This is a genomic window from Citrobacter sp. C13, assembly GCF_014596815.2.
GTDB classification, from domain to species: Bacteria; Pseudomonadota; Gammaproteobacteria; order Enterobacterales; family Enterobacteriaceae; genus Citrobacter; species Citrobacter portucalensis.
Genome location: NZ_CP115024.1, coordinates 2,055,922 through 2,072,889 on the forward strand (window position 1 = coordinate 2,055,922; position 16,968 = coordinate 2,072,889).

At 51.4% G+C, this 16,968-nt stretch carries 19 protein-coding genes and 4 pseudogenes; 19 read left to right on the top strand and 4 right to left on the bottom strand.

Features of this window, described 5'->3' with window-relative positions; all coding sequences use genetic code 11:
* Positions 1-60 precede the first annotated feature (60 nt).
* From IB222_RS09810 to IB222_RS09895, 18 genes and pseudogenes are all read left to right on the top strand, one after another.
* Positions 61-1,110 (top strand): major capsid protein, encoded by a 1,050-nt coding sequence (locus IB222_RS09810; protein WP_001472190.1) that lies wholly within the window; start codon positions 61-63, stop codon positions 1,108-1,110.
* Between the two features lies 1 nt (position 1,111).
* Positions 1,112-1,492 carry a hypothetical protein gene (locus IB222_RS09815; protein WP_001118869.1) on the top strand — a complete coding sequence of 127 codons (381 nt, stop codon included), beginning with the start codon at positions 1,112-1,114 and terminating at the stop codon, positions 1,490-1,492.
* Between the two features lie 4 nt (positions 1,493-1,496).
* Positions 1,497-1,856, top strand: coding sequence for a hypothetical protein (locus tag IB222_RS09820; protein WP_000537794.1), 360 nt, complete (start codon positions 1,497-1,499; stop codon positions 1,854-1,856).
* Positions 1,853-2,398 (top strand): hypothetical protein, encoded by a 546-nt coding sequence (locus IB222_RS09825; RefSeq protein WP_001083242.1) that lies wholly within the window; start codon positions 1,853-1,855, stop codon positions 2,396-2,398. Before IB222_RS09820 ends, IB222_RS09825 begins: the two co-directional genes overlap by 4 nt.
* 3 nt (positions 2,399-2,401) lie before the next feature.
* Entirely contained in the window at positions 2,402-2,599 is a 198-nt protein-coding gene (locus tag IB222_RS09830; RefSeq protein WP_000497745.1) for a DUF2635 domain-containing protein, read from the top strand.
* Positions 2,596-4,098 (top strand): phage tail sheath subtilisin-like domain-containing protein, encoded by a 1,503-nt coding sequence (locus tag IB222_RS09835; protein WP_149385097.1) that lies wholly within the window; start codon positions 2,596-2,598, stop codon positions 4,096-4,098. Before IB222_RS09830 ends, IB222_RS09835 begins: the two co-directional genes overlap by 4 nt.
* A 3-nt stretch (positions 4,099-4,101) precedes the next feature.
* A complete protein-coding gene (locus tag IB222_RS09840) occupies positions 4,102-4,473 on the top strand; it encodes a phage tail tube protein (protein WP_149385098.1) in 372 nt (123 codons plus the stop codon).
* Between the two features lies 1 nt (position 4,474).
* On the top strand, positions 4,475-4,753 hold the full coding sequence (locus IB222_RS09845) for a phage tail assembly protein (RefSeq protein WP_000807719.1): 279 nt from the start codon (positions 4,475-4,477) through the stop codon (positions 4,751-4,753).
* Positions 4,754-4,894: 141 nt separating this feature from the next.
* Positions 4,895-6,754, top strand: coding sequence for a hypothetical protein (locus IB222_RS09850; protein WP_149385099.1), 1,860 nt, complete (start codon positions 4,895-4,897; stop codon positions 6,752-6,754).
* 343 nt (positions 6,755-7,097) lie between these two features.
* Entirely contained in the window at positions 7,098-8,501 is a 1,404-nt protein-coding gene (locus IB222_RS09855) for a DNA circularization N-terminal domain-containing protein (protein ID WP_001139208.1), read from the top strand.
* Positions 8,498-9,583 (top strand): phage baseplate assembly protein, encoded by a 1,086-nt coding sequence (locus IB222_RS09860; RefSeq protein WP_149385100.1) that lies wholly within the window; start codon positions 8,498-8,500, stop codon positions 9,581-9,583. Before IB222_RS09855 ends, IB222_RS09860 begins: the two co-directional genes overlap by 4 nt.
* Entirely contained in the window at positions 9,580-10,164 is a 585-nt protein-coding gene (locus IB222_RS09865) for a phage baseplate assembly protein (protein ID WP_023568807.1), read from the top strand. Before IB222_RS09860 ends, IB222_RS09865 begins: the two co-directional genes overlap by 4 nt.
* Positions 10,161-10,598 carry a phage GP46 family protein gene (locus tag IB222_RS09870; protein WP_001279799.1) on the top strand — a complete coding sequence of 146 codons (438 nt, stop codon included), beginning with the start codon at positions 10,161-10,163 and terminating at the stop codon, positions 10,596-10,598. The genes IB222_RS09865 and IB222_RS09870 overlap by 4 nt, the downstream gene beginning before the upstream one ends.
* Before the next feature lies 1 nt (position 10,599).
* Complete coding sequence (locus tag IB222_RS09875; protein WP_001116110.1) at positions 10,600-11,742, top strand: baseplate J/gp47 family protein; 1,143 nt, start codon at positions 10,600-10,602, stop codon at positions 11,740-11,742.
* Positions 11,739-12,332 (top strand): YmfQ family protein, encoded by a 594-nt coding sequence (locus tag IB222_RS09880; protein ID WP_149385101.1) that lies wholly within the window; start codon positions 11,739-11,741, stop codon positions 12,330-12,332. Before IB222_RS09875 ends, IB222_RS09880 begins: the two co-directional genes overlap by 4 nt.
* 51 nt (positions 12,333-12,383) lie before the next feature.
* A pseudogene (locus IB222_RS09885) lies at positions 12,384-12,671 on the top strand (hypothetical protein); the annotation flags it as partial.
* A 644-nt stretch (positions 12,672-13,315) separates the two neighbouring features.
* On the top strand, positions 13,316-13,771 hold the full coding sequence (locus IB222_RS09890; RefSeq protein WP_188238263.1) for a tail fiber assembly protein: 456 nt from the start codon (positions 13,316-13,318) through the stop codon (positions 13,769-13,771).
* 178 nt (positions 13,772-13,949) lie between these two features.
* Positions 13,950-14,501, top strand: a complete 552-nt coding sequence (locus IB222_RS09895; protein ID WP_000639143.1) for a recombinase family protein — start codon at positions 13,950-13,952, stop codon at positions 14,499-14,501.
* Positions 14,502-14,594: 93 nt separating this feature from the next.
* Here the strand turns inward: IB222_RS09895 and IB222_RS09900 are convergent, their stop codons facing one another.
* Both IB222_RS09900 and IB222_RS09905 read right to left on the bottom strand, forming a co-directional pair.
* Positions 14,595-14,837, bottom strand: a complete 243-nt coding sequence (locus tag IB222_RS09900) for a DinI-like family protein (RefSeq protein ID WP_149384873.1) — start codon at positions 14,835-14,837, stop codon at positions 14,595-14,597.
* Between the two features lie 93 nt (positions 14,838-14,930).
* Positions 14,931-15,011, bottom strand: a pseudogene (locus IB222_RS09905) (DinI family protein); the annotation flags it as partial.
* A 30-nt stretch (positions 15,012-15,041) separates the two neighbouring features.
* On the opposite strand from IB222_RS09905, the pseudogene IB222_RS09910 reads away from it, so the two are divergent.
* Positions 15,042-15,547, top strand: a pseudogene (locus tag IB222_RS09910) (S24 family peptidase).
* Positions 15,548-16,063: 516 nt separating this feature from the next.
* Here IB222_RS09910 and IB222_RS09915 read toward each other — a convergent pair.
* Both IB222_RS09915 and IB222_RS09920 read right to left on the bottom strand, forming a co-directional pair.
* Positions 16,064-16,159 (bottom strand): annotated as a pseudogene (locus tag IB222_RS09915) (hypothetical protein); the annotation flags it as partial.
* Positions 16,156-16,722 carry a hydrolase gene (locus IB222_RS09920; RefSeq protein WP_126317822.1) on the bottom strand — a complete coding sequence of 189 codons (567 nt, stop codon included), beginning with the start codon at positions 16,720-16,722 and terminating at the stop codon, positions 16,156-16,158. The gene IB222_RS09920 and the pseudogene IB222_RS09915, both read right to left, overlap by 4 nt.
* Positions 16,723-16,968 lie beyond the last annotated feature (246 nt).

Here is a 16,968-nt window from a genome sequence, read left to right on the forward strand (position 1 = left end):
CAGGGGCTGGCTCGTTTAAATTTTTTGCCAGCTGCGGCTGGCACTATCAAGAGACTGAATATGGAAAATATTTTTGATACCAGCGTGCTGGTGCAGGTTGTTCCTAACCTGAAAACCAGTCAGAACTGGCTGCTCGATCGCTTCTTCCCGAATGTCGTGACTTACGAGACTGAAGAAGTGGCGATTGATGTTGATGTCGGCCTGCGTCGTATGGCGCCGTTCGTCTCCCCGCTGGTGGAAGGTAAGCTGGTCGAATCCCGTAAATACCAGACCAATACCTTCAAACCGGCATACATCAAAGATAAGCGCGCGCCGGACCTGCGCAAACCTATCCGCCGCCAGATTGGTGAGCGTATTGGCGGGGAATATACCGCTGCCGAGCGCGAAATGCTGAACCTTCAGTTTGAAATGACTGACCAGATTGACATGATCAACCGTCGTCTGGAATGGATGGCGGCGAGTGCGCTGGTGTCTGGGACCGTAACCGTCGCCGGGGAGGGCTATGAAACTAAGGTGGTGGATTTCGGGCGTGCTTCGGATCTGACCATCACTCTTAGCGGCTCGGATAAATGGCCACTGACCGTTGCAGCTGGCGCTACCAATACCCAGCCATCAGATGACATTGAAATCTGGCAGACTACTTTCCTGAAAGAGTCCGGCTCTGTCGCCACGGATCTGGTCTTTACGAATAAGTCATGGCGTGCATTCCGACTGGATACCACCATCAAGGATAACGCCATTACATTCCCGGCGCTGAGCCCGTTTGGTAACCAGATTAACGCCGGCCCACAGGTAATGAAGGGCGCAATTTATAAAGGGCGCTGGGGTAACTTTGACCTCTGGTTATATAACGACTGGTTTATTGATCCGCTGGACAACGTCGAGAAGCCTATGATCCCCGATGGCGCTGTCATTATGAGTGGTGCCGATCTGATGGGTACCCGCGCCTTTGGCGTTATCCTGGACCCGGCTTTCAACTACGGTCCGCTGGCTTATGCGCCAAAATCCTGGGTGAAAGAAGATCCAGCCCAGCGTCTTATCCTGATGCAATCCTCCCCGCTGGTTATTCCGAGCCGGGTAAATGCATCCCTCTGCGCAACGGTGGTCTGATATGGCAAAACAACCTAATACCGGGCTGGCTGATGATCTGAATGCAGAAGGATCTGCCAAAGACGGCCTGAGCGTTGACGACCTGAATGCTGGCGATAACACCCAGGAAAAACAGCCTTTGAGCAAAACAGATGATGCCGAATTGTCTGTTGATGACGATGGTGGTGACGAAAAATCCGGAGACACTGAATCGCAGGAGTATGTGGTGTTGAAAGGGAATTGCATTCGTCATGACGGGGAGATGTACCGCGAAAATATGCGCATCCCTGTAACCGGCAAAGATGCTGAGCGTCTTCTGCAGTCCGGCGTTATTGCTGATGTTGATGTGCTTCGTAAGCGAGTTCTTGCTTCTCAGCCATCAGTTTCAGTTACGACAGGGTAATGACATGGGCGTGGACTGGGATTCTCATCTTCTGAGTCCGCTGCATGATGTCTTTGGCGATGAGCACGAGTACCGCCCACGTAACGGTACTCCTTTTACAATTAACGGGATTTTTGACCGTGGTTATGCGCAGGTTGCTGAAAACCTTGATGGCGATTCAGAAATTAACACCTCCAGCCCGATGTTGGGTGTGCGCGATGCTGAATTTCGCAAGCTGGGTAAATCGCAACCTGCTGTATCTGACCGGGTATTTATAAAGACGGTCGGTGGTCACATCATCAATCAGTTATTTGTTGTGTCAAACGTCGAACCCGACAGTCATGGCGGATCTCGTCTTGTCCTCAATGTGGTAAAACCGCGATGAATTCAGCAGCGATACGGCAAATGGTTGTCACTGCACTAACCGGGACAACCAGCGCGGGCGACCGCGTATTCTCTCCACGCGACTGGTCAACTTCACCAGATATGTATCCTGTGTTGTTGGTTCAGACGCCTTTTGAACAGAAAAAATCACAGGGGCGTAATACCCCTGCTTTTACCACCCTCACCACTGTCAGGATCACTGGGCGCGTTCAGGAGTATGACGGCGATACAGTGGATGATGGAGCCATGCGGGCAGAGCTGGCGCTTGAAAGCCTTCGCGAGCAGGTGGAGCGCGCGGTGATCAACAGCTACGAACTGACGCGGAATATTCAGAAATACGCGGAAGTTCGTTCAACCATCAATGTTGATTCAGAAGGAGAGGCCCATATGGGGCAGCTTCTTTTCGAGATCGACATAGAGCATTACCAGGGGCCGGAAGATTTTTATCCTGTCCAGTCGGTTCCCCTTGAGGGCATGGATATTGCGGTCGACATGCCAGACGGCACAGTTAAACCGGGTATCAGCCTCAATCTTCAGGAGTAATCCATGTTTGTTAAGCCGAACAACGGGCTCAGCGTTCGCTGCCCCGTCAAGGGCATCCCATTGCCTAAAGAGGGTGCTGAAGTACCTGACAATATTTTCTGGCGTCGCCGTCTGAGCGATGGGGACGTGATCCTCTCTAAAAAGGATGAGGGCGCGCCAGAGAAACAATCATTACCTAAAAAAGCGGGAGAAAATGAATGACCGTACCTTTCGCTCGTGTTCCCGATAACCTGCGGGTAGGGCTTTTCTTCGTTGAGTTTGATAACTCAATGGCGAATAACGCCACTGCCACGCAGCGCACCCTGCTTATCGGTGGGATGCTCAGTACCGGCTCAACCCCCCCTGGTATTCCGCAGCGAGTTTCCTCTTCGGATACCGTCGGTGAGCTGACAGGAAAAGGGGGAATTCTGCAGGCCATGATGGCGGCGTATCAGAAAAATGATACCGCAGCCGAAGTCTGGATCCTGCCGCTGGAGGAAGACTCCGATTCCATGGTGGCTGCAACCGGCACCATTAAAGTGAGCAGCGCACCGACGGCAACCGGAGTGATCTCCCTTTATATTGCTGGTGAGCGCATTCAGTTGACCGTTGTAGCAACAGATACGGTGGCAGCGATCGCCACCTCTCTGGCCGCGGCGATTAACGCAAAAACCACGCTACCTGTAACCGCCAGTGCGACTACGGATACCGTAACCCTGACCGCGAAGAATCTTGGTGCTACGGGTAATGGGATCGACATTCGCCTGAACTTCCTCGGCTTACCTGGAGGCGAGTCCACACCTGCAGGCCTGGAACTGACGATTACTGCTATGTCTAACGGAGTCGGGGCTCCGGATATTACCGGCGCGCTGGCAAACCTGCAGGATCGAACATTCGATTTCATCATCAACCCTTACGACGATACAACCTCGTTGAATGTGATGAAGGAGTTCCTGTCAGACACTGGCGGTCGCTGGGCATGGGACAAGCAGCTTTATGGCCATTCCTTTGGTACCACCACCGGGACTTACGCCCAGCTCGGTACCAAAGGTGAGCTGCGCAATAACCAGCATGAGACCCTGCTGGGCGTAAATAAATCGCCGTCCCCTTCCTGGGCATGGTCTGCAGCTTACACCGGCGCAGCTGCGGTGAGTCTGCGTAATGACCCCGGCCGCCCGCTACAGTCGCTCGCTGTTCAGGGGGTGCTTGCGCCAGAACTGCAGGATCGCTTTGAGCTGACCGAGCGTAACAATCTGCTGTACAGCGGCATTTCGACATTTACGGTCGATGACGATGGCACGGTGCGCATTGAAAACCTGATCACCACCTACCAGAAAAACAGCTATGGCGATGCAGATGACAGTTATCTGGAAATGGAGACGCTGTTCAGCCTGATGTTTGTGACCCGCTACCTGCGCACAGCGGTGACCAGCAAGTTTGGCCGTATGAAGCTTGCTGCGGATGGAACCCGATTTGCACCTGGCGCGGCGATCGTCACGCCAAACATTATCAAGGCCGATCAGATTGCCGAGTACCAGACTCTGGTATGGAACGGTTATGCGCAGGATGCGGAGGCATTCGCAAAAAATATCATCGTCGAGCAGAACGCCAAAAATCAGAACCGCGTCGATGTGCTGTGGCCGGGAACCCTCATGAACCAGTTGCGCATTTTCGCGCTGCTCAATCAGTTCCGCACTCGGGCTGAATCAACAGGAGCTTAAACGATGGCAGGTGATACTACTAACCGCCTGGCGGGAACCGCCTATGTCACTGTTAACGGTGTGACGGTAATGGTGGAGGGCTCGTTTAAATACCAGGCTGCCACCGTAAACCGTACCACCCTGACAGGGATGGATGGTGTGCACGGATATAAGGAAAAACCTGTGGCGCCATACATTTCTGCCCGACTGCGTGACAGTAGCGGAACGAATGTGCAGGGCTTTAACCAGCAGACGAACGTCAACGTGATCGCCGAGCTGGCTAACGGGAAAACTATCATTGGCCGTTCACTCTGGACGGTCAACGTCCAGGAAGTGGAAAGCGAAGATGCAGTATTTGATGTTCGCTGGGAAGGCCGCGACGTAACGGAGAACTAAGATGGCTGAGATTGAACGCGTTAAAACCATTCCATTAACCGTAGCGCTGGATGATGCTGCGGAGAAGACCACTTATACGCAGCTGGAGCTGAAAGCACCCACGCTAAGCCAGGCTGAGCAGTTTTACGAGAAACAGGCTGCATCAACGTCGCTCGCGGCGATGCGCCTGCTTATTGCGCTGGTTTCCGGTACGCGTGAAAGCGTACTGCAGCCGATGGATTTTCTCGACTTCCGTAAGTGTGAGGAGTATCTGCTCAGTTTTTTGACCTGGAAGCCCTGACAACCTGGCAGGAAATGGCCGCTGACGTCACCTTCTATTTCCGCTGGTCTGAGGACAGGGCGTGGGGAATGACCCGCGCCCGGCTGAAATGGTGGGTGGCGCAGGCATCCCGGATAAACAAGCTTAGGAAACCTGAAGACGATGAGTAATTCTTTTGATTTTGAGCTGGTGGCCAGCGACCAGGTTAGCGAGGCTATAGACCGCATTAATGAGGCTGCCCGTGACCTGGAGCCGAAGCTAGATAAAACTAAAGAAGGGCTCAAGTTAGGCGGTCAGGAAACAGCCGACGGACTGAGCGGTTTTATTTCTCGCCTCGAGAATATGTCGAAGAGCGCGCGGGATAACGTGCAGTTTATTGGCGACATGGTTCCCCCACTGAAAATGGTGGGGGAGCTCACGGGGAAGATGGGGGCGCTGGGGTTAGCCGGTGCTGCCGGCTACGGACTGAAACAGGTCGCTTATGGATTTCGGGAGGCATCCCGTCAGGCCTATAATCTTGATGTCTCGGCAAAAAATGCGGGAATGCGCGTTGACGATTTTACCCGACTTTCCGGGGCAATGCGTATTCTTGGGGCAGACAGCGAGAGCGCTAATGCATCAATAGAAGGTATTTTCAAAGCATTCAATGAGGCTGCCAGTGGTAAAAACGAGGGGGTTATGGCAGCGATGGCGCAAATTGGTGCTCAAATCCAAAAAAACAGCGATGGTTCAGTAAATACCCTTAAAACACTGGAGTCTATCGCAAAAATTTTTCCAACCTTGCGACCTGAACAGCAGAAGTCCGCCGCTGATGCACTTGGGCTGACGCCCGAATTGCTGGCGCTAATGCGTGACGGTGAGCGCATGAAAAAGCTGCTGGCGAAATCGGATGAATTTGGTCTGACTGTGGATCCGGCACTAAATCAGCAATTGAGTGAAGTGAACGGCACTATGAATGAGCTCAGCGCATCCTGGGATGGTCTGTGGCAACGTTCAAAAAACAAGGCACTTAAGACCATTCTTTCGGATGGTTCAGTCAAAGACGGCCTTGAAGGTGTTACCGATCTGTTCACTAATGGTGATTTTACTGGGCTGTCTCATGCTCTCGGTTTTATCAACAGCAATGATGCTGAGAAACTACGGCGCATTCAGAACGATAAGGAACTTTATAACAGCTTACCCCGCAGTGAACGTGGGCAGGTTGACGCGGGTTTCATGACTGATGCTGTAAGAAAGCGGTACGATGCGAATTACCGCGCGACCGATTCTGCGATTCAATTGCAGAATGACTTATCCGCTATCAGCCAGCCACAATCCAACGTTGCACGCGGCAATGTTCCTTACGGGGAAACAAGGAATAACGCAATTGGCTTCAGAAATAATAATCCCGGTAATTTGAGGGTTGCAGCAAACGCAACGGGTAAAAATGGCGGATTTTCTACCTTTGCGAATGATGCCGACGGAAGAACTGCAATGGCGAGACAGCTGATGTTGTATGGTGACAGGGGGAATAATACTCTGGATGGGATTATTCATACCTATGCTCCGCAATCAGAGAATAATACTCGTGCATATATTGACTCCGTCTCAAAAGCCACTGGATATGGAGCCAAAGAGCAAGTAAATCTGCACGATCCGGAAACATTAAAAACGATAATGGCAGCTATGATTAAACATGAGAATGGCGCACAACCTTATACTGAGGAACAACTGCTAAACGCCATCCAGACCGCCATTACTGATGATCGGTGGTCAGGGAAGAGAAATCCGGATGTGCTGGCCCAGCAGCGGTATGACATTATCTCTGGATCACGCGGCGTGGATCAAGAACCCACGATACTCAGAACACAACAAGGGAAAAGTGATGAAGTTGCCCTTAGTGAAAATCTGGCGCGGTCGTTTAAGGAGGCCATGTCCGATCAGTCTCTCAAGCTTGAAATCACGATGGTCAATGATAAGGGGGAGCGTAAAACCTATAATGCGGAAAATAATGGCAGAATAACAACGGCCATGAATTACTGATCACTGTCGTCATTTCGTTAAGGAAGAAGTTATGAATGAAAAAGTTTTTGGAGCAAAAGCCATTTAGACTCCAAAGGTTTTTGCGCTTGTTTACCTGGTAATTGGCATTTACCTCGTTTTTTCTGTTGTCTCAATGAATTTCACGGCGATTACGATATCGGTGGTAAGTGCATTGCTTTTACGTGTGCTTTATGAGTTCCTAATGAACTCATTCAAGGCGACTGAGCATCTTTACAGGATCGCCGAATCTCTTGACCGTAATGGATCCAGCGATAAATAGATAAGTCATTTCAGTGCATATGTAAACCGCCGACATGGCGGTTTTTTTATTTCCGGAGGCGTGATGCCGTCAATTATCCAGGACGCAATAACTTCTCTTTTGGGGGGAGATACCAGCGATGACTGGCAGGGGCAGTTACGGCCCAGCTCATTCAGAGGTGTGCCATTTGCAATTGTTGCTGAGGAAGGGAGCCACGGCCGACGCCAGGCGGTACATGAATATCCCTACCGTGATACAGCCTGGATAGAGGATATCGGGCGGGCAACACGGCGATTTGTTATTCGCGGTTTCTTGATCCAGAACAGCCAGGTTTACGGCGGCGGCGATGCTATCACGCAGCGCCAGTCACTGATTGAAGCCTGTGAACAAAAAGGTAGCGGTACGCTTGTCCATCCGACACTGGGCGAATTAACGGTTTCCATCCCTGAGAATGGTTTGCGTATTTCCGGTTCGATGGAGAACGGGCGAGTATTTGAATTTACCCTGATGGCAATTGAATCAGGGCTTAAAGTGTTTGCTGTCACGGGCAGTACCGTTGCAGGCGCCACGGTGAAAACCAACTATCTGAAACTGGTCAGCACTGCTGTGCTGAGCACGATTGCCAGGGTTAAGAGTGAAATCCGCGGTGTCACACAGGCTATAAACACCATCAGAGGCACGGTCACGTTCTGGACTAACATGGTTGACAGCACCATCAGTCAGGTCACGAATCTCAGCAATGTCCTGAACTCCACGTTCGGGAATACCCGGTACGGACGTTACAGTAAAGGCTCTGTGGGCGGTAGTTCCTCTGCTGTTGCTGGCAAATCGTCAGTTGCTGATGTGGATGATGAGAGAGCACTGGCTGACAAGGTAACAGCCCAGTCGGTAATGGACCGGAAAAATGTTACCGACAGGTCGAGCCAGCTTAGCAGCTCCAACACACCTGATGAGTTTGTCCAGGGCGTCGCCGACGTGGTAAACGCAATTCTTAACAGCGCCGGCAGCGTTAATGACCGAATCACAGCGCTGGAAAAACTGGCTAATTCAATCAGCACGGAGTACCAGCAGTCCGACAGCAGCAAAGCGATTTCGGCGACCATGAACACGCTGATTGTTGTGCTATGTACTGGTGCCATGACCAGTGCCGCTGCGGACTCCAGACCAGCCAGTACAGACGAGGCAGAAGAGTTAACTCAACGAGTTTCTGTGCAACTTGATACGGCGCTGGTTCTGGCTGGAGACCGCGCGGACGATGATATGTATAACGCGCTTCTCGCCGTCAGATCGGCATTCCTTTCTACGATGAGTGAGCGTGCTTCTGGTCTGAGCGAGCTTCTGCAGGTTACTACCGCTCAGCCGCTTCCGGCGCTGACGCTGGCAAACCGATTATACCAGGATGCCACCCGTGCAGATGAACTGGTACAGGAAGCGCGCGTACCGCATCCGGCGTTTATGCCGACAACCATGAAGGTACTGAGGCAATGAATGCAGACAGCGATCTGGATGTTGTTTCTTTGACGGTCGACGGCAAAATCATCGAGGGGTGGGATTCTGTCCGGGTAACGCGGGGTATTGAGCGTTTTCCCTCTGATTTCGATCTTGGGCTAATGGATTACTTCCCTGGCAACGAAGATCGTCAACTCGTTGAAGAGGGAATGTCTTGTGAAGTTCGTATCGGAGATGATCTGACACTGACGGGATATGTTGATGACTGGGAACCCGCACTATCGCGCTCCCGCCATGAGGTCCGCGCCACGGGCAGGAGCAAATGTCAGGACCTGGTGGATTGCTCAGCTGAGTGGCCTAACAACGTCATTAATGCCAGTAATGCACTTGAAATTGCTTCTCGCCTGGCATCCTACTACGGCATCACCGTAACCACGGATGTTGATGAGCTTGTGAAGGTACCCCAGTTCACTCTGAACTGGGGTGAGTCTCCGCAAGAAGTCATCGATCGGGTGGCCAGATGGTCTGCTCTGCTTTACTACGATCAGCCCGATGGAAACCTGTTACTGACCCGGGTGGGAACACGTCGTGCGGCGAGTGGGATAGCCGAAGGGGTAAATGTCGAGCAGGCATACTACCGCAAATCGATGGCTGACAGGTTTTCAGATTATGTCGGTGTATCAATGAGCGTTTCTCCAATTGCAGGGTATTCGCCTGATACGGCCTATGACGCTGTGACTCTGGCAACGGCGAGAGATCCGGAGGCCGCCCGTATGCGGTACCGAAAACATATATCGATTGTGGAAAGTACCCTGATGGCTACTCAACAGGCACAAAGTGCGATCGACTGGGAAATGAACCGGCGGTACGGACGTTCAAAACAGCTCTCGGTAACCATCGATTCCTGGCGGGATAAAGACGGGAAACTGTGGGAACCAAACACATTGATCCCCGTTGATCTTCCCAACTTACGGTTGCCGGAGACTGAATTGCTACTGGCAGAAGTCACCTATATGCGCGATGACTACGGCACCCATGCACGCATGACGCTGATGCCGCCTGAAGCATTCGCCGTTCAGCCATATGCCTTCTACCAGAACCTGGCGGGATTCAATACATGAAGCAACTATTTAAACATGCAGCGACCAGGATCGCCGGCATGCTGGGGATTGGCCGGATCACGGCTATGAAAGATGGTGGGGTGGTGCAGTCAATCCAGTACCAGACTCCGCTGGAGGTGGCCAGCGCACCGCGGATGGCTGAATTTGGTTTTTCATCCGGCCTGCCGTCAGGGACTGACGTGGTTCTGGCTTTTATTGGCGGTGATCGTTCCAGCGCGGTGGTAATTGCGTCCAACCATCAGGGGTTCCGTCATACAGGCCTGAAAGCGGGCGAAACGGTCATGTATAACCAGTGGGGTCTTAATATTCTCCTGACGGAGAAGGGGATCTTCCTGGATGCAAAAGGCCAGAATGTTGAGGTCAATAACGCCACTAACGTGACCATCAATGCCAGCCAGGGGATTCTTGCAAATACCCCGATCCTGAGGTGCACGGGTGACATTGTTGATAACTGTGAAACCAATACCCGAACACTGAAAGAGCTGCGGGATGCACATAATGACCATGATCATGTGGTTAAAAATGCCCAGAGTGGCAATGACAATATCCGCAGCCAAAAAACAGAGGATCAGGTGACATGAGTGACATCGCTTCATTCTGGAATGTGGATGAGATGTTTGCTGACTGGCAGAAAGGGCTGGGTGAACTCACCACGGGGAACGATTTACAGACTGCAATACTGGACAGCCTGTTTACCGACAGGCTGGCGCGCGCTGACGATGATTATGAGGATAGCGATCGCCGCGGCTGGTGGGGGGATTCCGGGGAGGAATCCCAACTGGGATCCCGGCTGTGGCTGCTACGGCGGAAAAAACTGACCCCGGATGTAGCAAAAAAAGCGGAGGAATACTCGAGTGAAGCGCTCAACTGGTTAAAGGTTGATGGCGTTGTCAGCGAGGTTATTCCTGTTGCAAGGATCGTCCTGCCTGACCGGCTCAATCTCATTATCCGCTATCAGGCACCGGGGAAGGACTGGCAGGAATTCAGGTTTTACTGGATATGGGAGCAACGTTAATATGCCGTTTAAACGACCGACGCTGAGCGAACTCCGCGACGGAAACCGGAAATTTATGCAGGCGGAGCTTGAGGATGTTGGTGCGCTCCTGCGCTTCGCGAACCTGAAGGTACTGGCTGACATGGATGCGGGGATGGGGCATCTGCATTACGCCTACCTTGACTATATTGCCCTGCAGACAAACCCGTTTACCTCTACCGATGAGTATCTCGCCGGGTGGATGGCCCTTAAGCAGGTATTCAGAAAACCAGCTGCAGCGGCGAAGTCGCCTGCGGTACAGGCTAGTGGCAGTGTTGACTGTATTATCCCTGTTGGCTCGATCATTAACCGCGGGGACGGATACCAGTACCGGACGGATGCAGATCTTAAAATTCAGGCAGATGGATTTGGTATCGTCGCGGTGACGGCCATACTGCCGGATATTACCAGTGATGTAACGGGTGGAGGCGCGCGCGGTAACGCTGATGCCGGGACCATAATGACCCTGGACGCGAATATTGCTGGCGTGGATCCACAGGTAACGTTACTGTCCGCTGCGACCGGCGGAGCCGATATTGAAACGGAAGAGGATTTTCGCAGTCGTGGCTTGCTGGCATGGCAGAATCCGCCTCAGGGTGGAAGCGACGCCGATTATAAAAAATGGGCGCTTGAGGTTTCGGGCGTCACCCGCGCGTGGGTAAAGCGGCGTCTGAACGGGGCCGGGACCGTTGGCGTGTATATCATGTGTGATCGGAATGACAATGGTGGGTTTCCGGTCGGTACCGACGGAATATCCCAACTTGAGGACTGGGGGGCTGTTAAAGCCACCGGAGACCAGCTCGCTGTCGCCGACCACATCTATCCGCAGCAGACAGACACTGCCATTGTTTTCGTATGTTCCCCGATCAAGAAAGTCATCAATATTGAAATCTCTGGGATCAAAAATGCCGACAGCACCACAGTTCAGGGGATAAAAGACGCGCTGACGGCGCTGTTTTTTGATGAAGCTAACCCTGATGGTTCCGGGAAAGTTTACCTCTCTGATATTAACGGGAGTATCGGCGGTGTTAGCGGCACGACGGGCTATATTCTTAACTCTCCGACGGCCAATATCACCTTTGCTGTTGGCGAAATTCCGGTGCTTGGCGGGGTGAATTTTGTATGAGCCTCTTTTCAAAAAATGATTATGCCGGTGCGCTTGGTGCGCTGCTACCGACGGGCAGGGCGTGGCCCCGGTCGCAAAGAACGGTACAGGCTGCGGTATTACGGGCACTGGGCAGCGCGTTTCAGCGTTCTGACAACGATGCGCAAAGCCTGATTACTGGTGCTTTTCCCCCTACAGCGACGGTAATGTTGTCAGAATGGGAAAGCTCTCTGGGGTTACCAGATGATTGTGCGATTGGTGAATCCGGTGGCGTCAGCGATCGCCAGCGCGCCGTGGTGGCAAAGTTAATCAGCACCGGCGGCCTGAACCGCGATTATTACATCCGGGTGGCTGCAGCTCTTGGTTATACCATCACTATCACACAGTTCCGGCCCGCTATGAGTGGCATGTCAGTATGCGGTGATACGCTTAACGGTGACGAGTGGCCATTTACCTGGCGGATAAATGCGCCACAAACAACGATCAAGTATTCGCTTGCTGGCGCGTCCTACTGCGGAGATCCGCTCGCATCGTGGGGCAATAAACAACTGGAGTGTTCAATCAACAAAATTGCCCCATCCCATCTGAACATCATTTTCAATTATTCATAACTGATATTTCCCCCTCTGATTTTATCGCTTAACACTAAGTGAGGATTAACTATGCTCCGAATCGGGCAAGTCGAAGCCACTGCAACGCAGGATGGCAAATATACTGATGGAAGTGTTGCTGGTGGTATTGCCGCAACGAGGCTGCGGGCAGCAGCGTTTAATGCCATGCAGGAAGAGTTAGCGCATATCGTAGAGTCAGCAGGATTGGCGCTCGACATTAACGATATGACTCAGGTTTTAAAAGCCATTCAAAAACTCACACTGAGCCGTGCAAACCCATTTGCCGATATCAAATCAGATGGTGCAGCGGCGATTTCTACGGCTCTCACAAACCTTGGTTTCTCATCATATATAAAAGGCTTGATTGGCCAGGCTGATCAGTGGTCTACCTGGCAATATTTGGGACTGGTTGACGCACTTAACAGCAAGCAACAGGCGGATGCAACATTGACGGCACTTTCCGGGTTAGTTAATGGCGCAGATAAACTCCCGTATTTCTCGGGAGTTGACCAGATGGCGGCAACTGACCTGACAGCTTTCGCACGAGGGCTTTTGGGGAAAGCAGATGCTGCGACAGCCAAGGGGCACCTTGGTGTGGGGAGTGCAGGTGGCAGAAATGTTGGGGCTGGTTTTAGCTCCGGTGGAAGTGAAATTCCTGATATGACGTTTTTTGCGGGGTTGAAAGGCGCTGCGGGATATCAGTATTTTCCAAACGGCACGCTTCTGCAGTGGGGAAACGTTGGATTGATGTCCGCTCCGGCAGGAACCTCGATAGGGACATTTCCTATCGCATTTCCCGAGGCCGGGCAGCAGATAGTTGTTACTCATGATAATCCCATCGACAGTGTGATGGCATATGGTGTTGCCAGCATTATCAATGAGTCGCACTTTAGAGTTAATGCCCTGGCTATTAACGCTGGCACATTCACGATGGTACCGGGATATGACCTCAACCTGCGCTGGTTCGCTATTGGGAGTTAATAATGACAATTAAATTTAGTGTTAATAAACAGGCATTTTATGATGAAAATACAGATGTTATACCCGAGGATGCAGTGGTTATTACCAATGAGCAGCATCTATCGCTGATTAGTGGTATGAACGATGGTGAGAGACGTGTTTACATCGGTAAGAATGGTGAACTAACGCTATCAGACAGCAAGCCATCTCAATGGCATACCTGGGATAGTGGCAGCGGCAGCTGGACTATTTCAGATGATGCGCGGGTCCAGCTTGCAGAAGGTGAGAGATATCGTCGAATCCAGGAGGCAAACGACTTTATCAACAGACAGCAATGGCCGGGAAAAGCTGCTATGGGAAGGCTGAAGGATACCGAAAAAGCCCAGTACAATTTGTGGCTGGATTATCTTGACGCGCTGGAAGCGGTGGACACCTCCAGCGCTCCAAAAATTAACTGGCCTGTTCCCCCGGAGGTGTAGGCCATACGGGTTTTGCTGTATCAACTCGGACAGCAAGACCCGGTATTTTCCCATCTAAGCAACATTGCCATTCATAGCCCAGGGCTATCCTTCCGGTTCGAAACGAACCTTTTTAAAACCCTCAAGTATCTGGCGATCTCTCGCCGTTTCTCCTGTTTTCACAACAGGAGAAATACCCATGATTTACGGCTATGCCCGAGTATCAACAAACCACCAGGACACCGAACTTCAGCGAATCGCGCTCGAATCAGCAGGGTGCGAACACATAATGGAAGAGCATGCCAGCGGTAGAAAATCAAACCGCCCCGTACTGAAGCGCCTAATTACGGCGATGCATACGGGAGATGAGTTGGTGGTCTGGAAGCTGGACAGGATTGGGCGTAACGTTTTACATGCGCTGCTGATGTTTCAGCAACTACAGGAGAAGGGCATTAACTTCCGAAGTATTACCGATGGTGTTGATCTCAAAACAGCCAGTGGTCGCTATAACTTTCGCAACATCCTCTCTGCGGCACAATACGAATCCGACCTTAATAGTGAGCGCACTTTGGCGGGTTTAGCTGTTGCCAGGGCAAAAGGTCGTGTTGGTGGCAGAAGACCAAAGTTTACTGACGATCAGTGGAAGGAAATTGGTGAACTGATAGCTGCCGGAGAATCCAGACAGATTATTGCCAGCAGGTATAATGTTGGCATGTCCACGCTGTATAAGAAGTTTCCCGCTGGATGCTAGATAGTTGCTGTGGGCCGTGATTTTACGCCACGACCCACAGCTGTAGGCCAGGTGTTCATGCCGTGGCGCTGGCGCAAGTATAGGGAGAATCACTCATTCAGCAACAAGCCAGAACTCTGCTTCTTCAAACATTTCCTGAACCACACGGCTAATCTGCTCCTTCTCATGCTTGCTGGCGTCAGTATTGATCGCCGGCAACGTCATCATAGGTTTCACCCTCACATCAGCATCAGGGAAGATGCGCTGCACCCTTTTGCTCAACTCCCCCAGAATGATGTCTTTCGCACCGGGCAAACCATCAAAATTCCTTTTGTCATAAACGAGTTCCACAAACATTGCTTATTGCCTCTTTACTGGTTGGATATACAGTATTTATACTGTGTTTTTATCCAGTACTCAAGAGAGGGAGTAATGATGCCACGACGCAGCGATATTGAAATAGCCTGGCATGCTTCGATACAGCGAGAACCGAATGGCCGGAAGACTGTCACCACACAGCGGTTTGTCCAGGAACTGGGTAAGGTTAACTGGCACTGGACGATGAAGCAGGCCAACGATTGGATAGAATGTTATGTGACAACATTCCGCGATGTATCAACGCAGGAAGGCGAGAACCGAACCTTTCAACTGTTCAATCCAAACGGAGGACTTTAGCCATGGGCTTCCCTTCACCGGCCAGCGATTACGTTGAAACGAGGATCTCCCTCGATCAGCAGCTTATCAGCCAGCCAGCAGCGACTTACTTTATGCGGGCATCGCGTTCACATTTCAGGGAAGGGATACTCCTGGGTGCGCTGCTTGTGGTAGATGCGTCACTTACTGCCTGCGATGGTTCACTGCTGATATGTGCAATCGACGGGGAATTCAGGATCAAGCGATATCGGACTCATCCTCAGCCGCACCTGGTTAATCTGGATAACGGGAGAAGGGAAGCGCTGCCAGCAGATGATGATGGTTACAGTTCTGCACCCGCTATATTTGGAGTGATCACGTACATCATTAATGATGCCAGGAATGCGGAGTTTGATGACTGCCCGGTGATGTGAGCACTTCACTGTTAAGTGAAGTATGAAGTATGAAGTATGAAGTGTGGTTACGTGGTTGAGGTTAATTATCATTTCTGTCTGGATTGTTAGACAAACCAATCCCTACTTTTACCGCAGCGAACACCATGATACATAGAGTGACTATTACAGAAGATATCAATGAGAGGCTAGTGATCATAACGCTTCTTAATGTTAGATGGATTCGACTATTAGACTACTACATTGTGGAAAGGTTCCTGGTAATTCTCGCACACTCAATAAAGTAGGTATTGTCGACACCCCGGATGCAAGAATGTAACTCGGTATGCTATGGATATAGACGACTTGAAGACGTGACTTGTGGGGCATACTTGGGGCAAAAATGTCTGCTTTGGGGCATTTTGGGGCATGAATGGGACATTATTGCACACATGAAGTTTACCGAATTTCATGCGAAACTATTTTTTAATGCATTGAATAAACTAAAGAAAACACATGCTCTTGGGCGTTCTTTAGTGATTTTTAAAATGCCCGCGTCACGCAGTTAAAGTGGCGGGCATACTCTTCAAGGCTGGTGATCCCCAGACGCACCCATTTTGGATGCGACCACTGGGGTAAACCGATATAGATCATAGCGCTTGCAGAATCTCCTCCACGCTGCGAACGCGCGCAATGCGCGGGAAAATGTGAGTCATGCTGCCCTGGTGTTGTTCAGCACTGGCGGCGCTACAGGCATCCTCTGCAATGATCAGACTGAAACCCAGCTCCCACGCATTTCGCGCCGTTGACTCCACGCCAATGTTCGTAGAGATGCCGCACAGGACGATGGTATCGATGCCCCGGCGACGCAACTGCAATTCCAGATCAGTGCCATAGAAGGCTCCCCACTGGCGTTTAGTCACTTCGATATCGCTGGCGCATTTCCCCAGAGCCGCCGGGTAATCCCACCAGTTTTCGGGCAACGCTTTTGCCGGAGTCTGAGCATCTACGGGTTGTTTCAGCGCTTCGGCGTAATCGTCAGACCAGCCGACGCGCACCATTACCACCGGGGAACCGTGGGCACGGAATTTTTCCGCCAACTGCGCGGCGCGGGTAACCACATCATGTGCCGTATGAGGCCCGCCAGCGAAAGGCAGGATCCCTTCCTGTAAATCAATCACGACAAGGGCGGTTGTTTTAGCGTTCAATTCCAGCATGGTCACTCCAGTAATAAAAGAATTCCGTTACACCTTAATCGCGAATCAGTGTGAAAGGGGCGACAATTTTTGTTATTTTTTGTGAGATTACGCAATGCCCGTCCAGGAAACAGGCGTACAGTCAGTACCGGACTGAGAGTCTATCCCAGTAGGCTCTTATCGTGCGGCAGAATTTCCAGTATAATAGCCGCCTTTTTTCATTCAGTTGTGACATTCAGCTAAAGCTGCGACTTCGTCATCTGCGAG

Excerpts from the sequence above, each read along its gene's own strand:
- IB222_RS09815 (WP_001118869.1), top strand. The coding sequence starts at position 1,112 with ATGGCAAAACAACCTAATACCGGGCTGGCTGATGATCTGAATGCAGAA.
- IB222_RS09830 (WP_000497745.1), top strand. The coding sequence starts at position 2,402 with ATGTTTGTTAAGCCGAACAACGGGCTCAGCGTTCGCTGCCCCGTCAAG.
- IB222_RS09890 (WP_188238263.1), top strand. The coding sequence starts at position 13,316 with ATGACAATTAAATTTAGTGTTAATAAACAGGCATTTTATGATGAAAAT.
- IB222_RS09840 (WP_149385098.1), top strand. The coding sequence starts at position 4,102 with ATGGCAGGTGATACTACTAACCGCCTGGCGGGAACCGCCTATGTCACT.
- IB222_RS09810 (WP_001472190.1), top strand. The coding sequence starts at position 61 with ATGGAAAATATTTTTGATACCAGCGTGCTGGTGCAGGTTGTTCCTAAC.
- IB222_RS09845 (WP_000807719.1), top strand. The coding sequence starts at position 4,475 with ATGGCTGAGATTGAACGCGTTAAAACCATTCCATTAACCGTAGCGCTG.
- IB222_RS09850 (WP_149385099.1), top strand. The coding sequence starts at position 4,895 with ATGAGTAATTCTTTTGATTTTGAGCTGGTGGCCAGCGACCAGGTTAGC.
- IB222_RS09860 (WP_149385100.1), top strand. The coding sequence starts at position 8,498 with ATGAATGCAGACAGCGATCTGGATGTTGTTTCTTTGACGGTCGACGGC.
- IB222_RS09880 (WP_149385101.1), top strand. The coding sequence starts at position 11,739 with ATGAGCCTCTTTTCAAAAAATGATTATGCCGGTGCGCTTGGTGCGCTG.
- IB222_RS09835 (WP_149385097.1), top strand. The coding sequence starts at position 2,596 with ATGACCGTACCTTTCGCTCGTGTTCCCGATAACCTGCGGGTAGGGCTT.
- IB222_RS09820 (WP_000537794.1), top strand. The coding sequence starts at position 1,497 with ATGGGCGTGGACTGGGATTCTCATCTTCTGAGTCCGCTGCATGATGTC.
- IB222_RS09895 (WP_000639143.1), top strand. The coding sequence starts at position 13,950 with ATGATTTACGGCTATGCCCGAGTATCAACAAACCACCAGGACACCGAA.
- IB222_RS09900 (WP_149384873.1), bottom strand. The coding sequence starts at position 14,837 with ATGTTTGTGGAACTCGTTTATGACAAAAGGAATTTTGATGGTTTGCCC.
- IB222_RS09825 (WP_001083242.1), top strand. The coding sequence starts at position 1,853 with ATGAATTCAGCAGCGATACGGCAAATGGTTGTCACTGCACTAACCGGG.
- IB222_RS09875 (WP_001116110.1), top strand. The coding sequence starts at position 10,600 with ATGCCGTTTAAACGACCGACGCTGAGCGAACTCCGCGACGGAAACCGG.
- IB222_RS09870 (WP_001279799.1), top strand. The coding sequence starts at position 10,161 with ATGAGTGACATCGCTTCATTCTGGAATGTGGATGAGATGTTTGCTGAC.
- IB222_RS09865 (WP_023568807.1), top strand. The coding sequence starts at position 9,580 with ATGAAGCAACTATTTAAACATGCAGCGACCAGGATCGCCGGCATGCTG.
- IB222_RS09855 (WP_001139208.1), top strand. The coding sequence starts at position 7,098 with ATGCCGTCAATTATCCAGGACGCAATAACTTCTCTTTTGGGGGGAGAT.
- IB222_RS09920 (WP_126317822.1), bottom strand. The coding sequence starts at position 16,722 with ATGCTGGAATTGAACGCTAAAACAACCGCCCTTGTCGTGATTGATTTA.